This is a genomic window from Blautia sp. ZXY-1-C6 (assembly GCF_056339875.1).
The window spans coordinates 1-4,740 of the sequence record NZ_JBWJVQ010000135.1; the positions used below are offsets into that span (position 1 = coordinate 1).

A 4,740-nucleotide genomic window follows, 5' to 3' on the forward strand; every position below is an offset into this window, starting at 1 on the left:
AGCTGTTGCAGCTATTTCCAGAATGATCAAAGCACTTGCGTAATTGAATAGGAGGAACAAATAAAATGGCACTGAATGGTATTCAGATTTTTAAATTAACACCAAAGAAAAACTGTAAGGAATGCGGATGCCCAACTTGTATGGCTTTCTCTATGAAAGTTGCTCAGGGCGCTATGAAAATCGAACAATGTCCGCATATGTCTGATGAAGCTTTAGCATCTCTTTCCGAGGCTACTGCTCCGCCAATGAAGACAATCAAAATTGGTACTGGTGCAGAAGAGCACACTCTGGGTGGAGAAACAGTATTATTCAGACATGAAAAAACATTTGTAAGCAAGCCAAGATATGCAGTAGCTCTGTGCACATGCATGGATGACGCTGCAGTAGAGGCAAAACTTGCAGAAATCCCGAAGGTAGATTATGACCGTATCGGCGAAAGAATGTATGCTGAACTTGTATATGTAAACTGTGGTGAAGGCGCAGATGCAGCTAAATATACTGCACTTGTAGAAAAAGCAGCAGGTCTTGGCAGAACTTTAGTTCTTGACTGTAAAGATCCTGAAATCGCTAAAGCAGCTCTTGCAGTATGCAAAGACAGCAAACCGGTCTTAAACGGTGCTGATGCTTCCAACTATGAAGCAATGAACGCAGTTGCTACAGAAGCAGGTGTTGTTCTCGGTGTATCCGGTAAAGACTTAAATGAATTATATGATACAACAGCAGCTCTTGAAAAACTTGGAAACAAGAATCTTGTTCTTGATACAACAGGCGCTGACATTAAAGAAACCTTTGCAAACACTGTACAGGTTCGTCGTGCAGCTCTGAAAGACCAGGACAGAACATTTGGTTATCCATCTATCGTAAACCTTGTTAAGATCGCAAAAGGTGACCTTCACTTACAGGCAGCTTTAGCATCTATGTTTACAATGAAATATGGTTCCATCATCGTTATGGAGCAGATGACATATGCAGAGGCTCTTCCATTATATGGTCTGCGTCAGAACGTTTACACTGACCCGCAGAAGCCAATGAAAGTTGAGCCAGGCATCTATCCGTTAAATGGTGCTGATGAGAATGCAGTAGTAGTTACTACTGTAGACTTTGCTCTTACATATTTCGTAGTATCCGGCGAGCTGGAGCGTTCCGGTGTTCCGCTTAACCTGGTAATCAATGATGCAGGCGGACTTTCCGTACTGACATCATGGGCAGCTGGTAAATTCTCCGGTAACAGTATTTCTTCTTATATCAAAGAGAATGTTGAACCGAAGGTTAAATCCAGAAAACTGATCATTCCTGGTAAAGTAGCGGTTCTGAAGGGTGATCTGGAAGCAAAACTTCCTGGATGGGAAATCATCGTTGGACCAAGAGAAGCTGTACAGCTTGTTAAATTCTTAAAGGATCTGCAGGCAGACGGCCAGATCTAATGACCGTAAACATCTGGTCGGTTTTGTACCGGCCGGATTATAAAGAAAAATGTATGCAGAGGGATCTGCAATTGTCAGATTTCTCTGTATAAATAAATATAAAAGGAGAACAGGGTTATGGCAAAATTCGTAACAATTGGAGAAAGACTTTCCACTACTGCACCGGCAGTAAACAAAGCATTTACAGAAAGAGATCCTGAACCGATCATCAAAAGAGCAAAACAGCAGCTGGATGCTGGTGCTACTTACCTCGATGTAAATATCGGACCTGCAGAAAATGATGGCGAAGACTTAATGAAATGGGCTGTTCAGCTCCTTCAGTCTGAGTTTGATAATGTTCCGCTTGCACTGGATACAACAAACCAGAAAGCTATCGAAGCTGGTATTTCTGTATACAACAGAGCAAAAGGAAAACCAATCGTTAACTCTGCAGACGCAGGTGACAGAATTTCCAATATCGACCTTGCAGCAGCAAATGATGCAATCTGTATCGCACTTTGCTCCTCTGGTATGGTAGCAGCTGACAATGATGAGCGTATGATGCACTGCCAGAACATGCTTGAAAGAGGTATGGCTCAGGGCATGGATACAGAAGATCTGTGGTTTGACCCGTTATTCCTCGTTGTAAAAGGAATGCAGGACAAACAGATGGAAGTTCTTGAAGCTATCAAAGATGTTCTCTGAAATGGGACTGAACTCTACAGGTGGTCTTTCTAACAACAGTAACGGTATGCCAAAACATATCCGTCCGATCATGGACTCTGCTCTTGTAGCAATGGCTATGATGAATGGTCTTACATCAGCAATCGTTAACCCTAACGACCTTCGTCTGATGGAAACTATCAAATCCTGTGATGTATTCAAAGGCAATACACTGTATGCAGATTCCTATCTGGAAATCTAATCAGTTTCATACGAATTGAATACATAATTATGGGGGCTGAAGGCTTCGGTCTTCGGCCCTTGTTTTATTACAGGCTATTAACGATTATGAGAAAGGTGGTTGCCGAATGTTTAAGGTAACATTTTCATTCGAAGATGGCAGTGTGGTAGAAGCGTTTGCCAATGCGGGGGACAATTTACTTGAGGTAGCTCGTGGAGCCAATGTGGCGATCGATGCACCATGTTCTGGAAACGGAGCCTGCGGAAAATGCCGTGTCCAGTTAAAGAGCGGAGAACTGGAGAGCAAAAAGACATTACATATTTCTGACGAAGAATATCAGGAAGGATGGCGCCTTGCATGCTGCAGCAAGATCAGTGCAGATGTAAATGTGCTGGTACCTGATATTGCATCTGCCTATAAGAGCAGAATGAAAGTAGCTGATTTAAGCTCTAAAGAGGAAATAGCCATTTTTGAAAATGCCAAAAGAGATGTAGAACTTGCAGGCATCGAATTGAAAAACAGTCTGGAGGTTGTGGATGTCACAATGGATCCTCCGTCTCTGGATGACACAATGCCGGATAACGAGAGACTTACAAGAGCACTGCGGAAGTATCTGAATATCAGCAGAGTCAGAATCCCTTATGCAGTTCTGAAAAAGCTTCCGGATGTATTGAGAGAGAGTAATTTTTCAGTAAAATGTGTGATCCGCGCTACTTCTGACGATATGTTTGTGTATGATATCTTCGGTAAAGACGAAGATGTAGTAATCGGTGGTCTGGCAATCGATATTGGTACAACAACTGTTTCCGCTGTACTGATCAATATGGAAAACGGTGAAATTCTGGCAAAGAGTTCTGCCGGAAACGGACAGATCCGTTTTGGTGCAGACGTTATTAACCGAATTGTAGAATCACAGAAACCGGGCGGCCAGCAAAAGCTGCAGGATGCTGTGATCAAAGAAACCATCAATCCGATGATCAACGAGATGTGCAAAAGTGCCAAATTCCCGAAAAACCGCATATACAGAATGTGCGTGGCATCTAATACAACTATGAATCATCTGTTTGCAGGAATTAATTCTGATCCATTACGTACAGAACCATATATCCCTGCATTCTTTAAGACCAATTCCCTCTTTGCTTCTGATGTGGGAATTGATATTAATAAAGACGCTCATATTATTATGGCGCCGAATATCGGAAGCTATGTAGGCGGCGATATTACAGCCGGAACCCTGGTCAGCCAGATCTGGAACAGGCCGGAGTTTTCACTGTTTATCGACCTTGGTACAAACGGAGAGCTTGTATTTGGAAACTCAGATTTTATGATGAGTTGCGCATGTTCCGCAGGTCCTGCCTTTGAGGGTGGTGACATTAGCTGTGGTATGCGTGCCACAGATGGAGCCATCGAAGCATGTACCATTGACAAAGAGACTATGGAGCCGACCTACAAGATCGTAGGTGATCCGGGAACCAAACCTGTAGGTTTGTGTGGTTCCGGTATCATCGATGTGATCAGTGAACTTTATATCTGCGGAATTATCAATCCGAAGGGTAAATTTATCCGCGAAGGAAAGAGAATCAAACATGACAAATATGGAATGGGCAGCTATATCCTTGCATTTGAGGAAGAGGCAGGTTCTGTAAAGGATGTTGAGATCACAGAAGTTGATATTGACAACTTCATCCGTGCCAAAGGTGCCATCTTCTCAGCAATCCGCACAATGCTTACTTCTCTGGACTTCGATGTGAGCATGATCGATGATGTGTATGTTGCAGGCGGTATCGGAAGCGGTATCAACATGCAGAATGCAGTCAACATCGGTATGTTCCCGGATATCCCGATCGAGAAATTCCACTACATTGGTAACTCTTCTCTGACAGGTGCGTATCTGATGCTTCTGTCAACACCGGCAGAGAAGAAGACTTATGAACTTGCTGCAAATATGACATATATGGAACTTTCTACAGTACCGATCTATATGGATGAATTTGTAGGTGCATGTTTTATTCCTCATACAGATACAAGTATGTTCCCGACTGTAATGGAAGAGGTTCAGAACCGCTGATGAATTTCAGTAATTTCTATATGAGAAATTATGAATATCTAGAGAAATAAAAATAACAGGACGGATCTTTAGATTCCTTTGATCTGTCCTGTTTATGGAGATTTATATGGCGTTTAGCTTAAATGACTTAAATTATGAAAAAGACAGTAAGGAAAGAATGCCATGGGAGCATTATACTCAGGAGTTTGCAACTGCAGATCCGAAGGAAATTGCTTCCAGACTGTCTATTCCTTACGATGAAGAAGCAAAAAAACTTACTTTAACTTTTCTTGGAACACAGTATCAGATTACATGGCCGGATTTTGAAGTAACACATACTCCGGATGATAAAGGTTTTTATCCACTGGAGAACATGATCTATGCAA

At 42.3% G+C, this 4,740-nt stretch carries 5 protein-coding genes; all 5 read left to right on the forward strand.

Annotation, left to right across the window (positions count from 1 at the left end; translation table 11 throughout):
* Positions 1-65 precede the first annotated feature (65 nt).
* Entirely contained in the window at positions 66-1,424 is a 1,359-nt protein-coding gene (acsC, locus tag AC075J_RS05305; RefSeq protein WP_025577065.1) for an acetyl-CoA decarbonylase/synthase complex subunit gamma, read from the forward strand.
* 117 nt (positions 1,425-1,541) lie between these two features.
* Positions 1,542-2,108 (forward strand): dihydropteroate synthase, encoded by a 567-nt coding sequence (locus AC075J_RS05310; RefSeq protein WP_476390111.1) that lies wholly within the window; start codon positions 1,542-1,544, stop codon positions 2,106-2,108.
* A 1-nt stretch (position 2,109) separates the two neighbouring features.
* On the forward strand, positions 2,110-2,328 hold the full coding sequence (locus tag AC075J_RS05315) for a hypothetical protein (RefSeq protein WP_476390112.1): 219 nt from the start codon (positions 2,110-2,112) through the stop codon (positions 2,326-2,328).
* 106 nt (positions 2,329-2,434) lie between these two features.
* Positions 2,435-4,375, forward strand: a complete 1,941-nt coding sequence (gene acsV / locus AC075J_RS05320; RefSeq protein ID WP_022380769.1) for a corrinoid activation/regeneration protein AcsV — start codon at positions 2,435-2,437, stop codon at positions 4,373-4,375.
* A gap of 106 nt (positions 4,376-4,481) precedes the next feature.
* Positions 4,482-4,740: DUF3786 domain-containing protein (locus AC075J_RS05325; protein WP_476390113.1), on the forward strand; the 259-nt coding region annotated here is incomplete at its 3' end.

Coding starts and splice junctions, on each gene's coding strand:
- acsC (WP_025577065.1), top strand. CDS start 66: ATGGCACTGAATGGTATTCAGATTTTTAAATTAACACCAAAGAAAAAC.
- AC075J_RS05310 (WP_476390111.1), top strand. CDS start 1,542: ATGGCAAAATTCGTAACAATTGGAGAAAGACTTTCCACTACTGCACCG.
- AC075J_RS05315 (WP_476390112.1), top strand. CDS start 2,110: ATGGGACTGAACTCTACAGGTGGTCTTTCTAACAACAGTAACGGTATG.
- acsV (WP_022380769.1), top strand. CDS start 2,435: ATGTTTAAGGTAACATTTTCATTCGAAGATGGCAGTGTGGTAGAAGCG.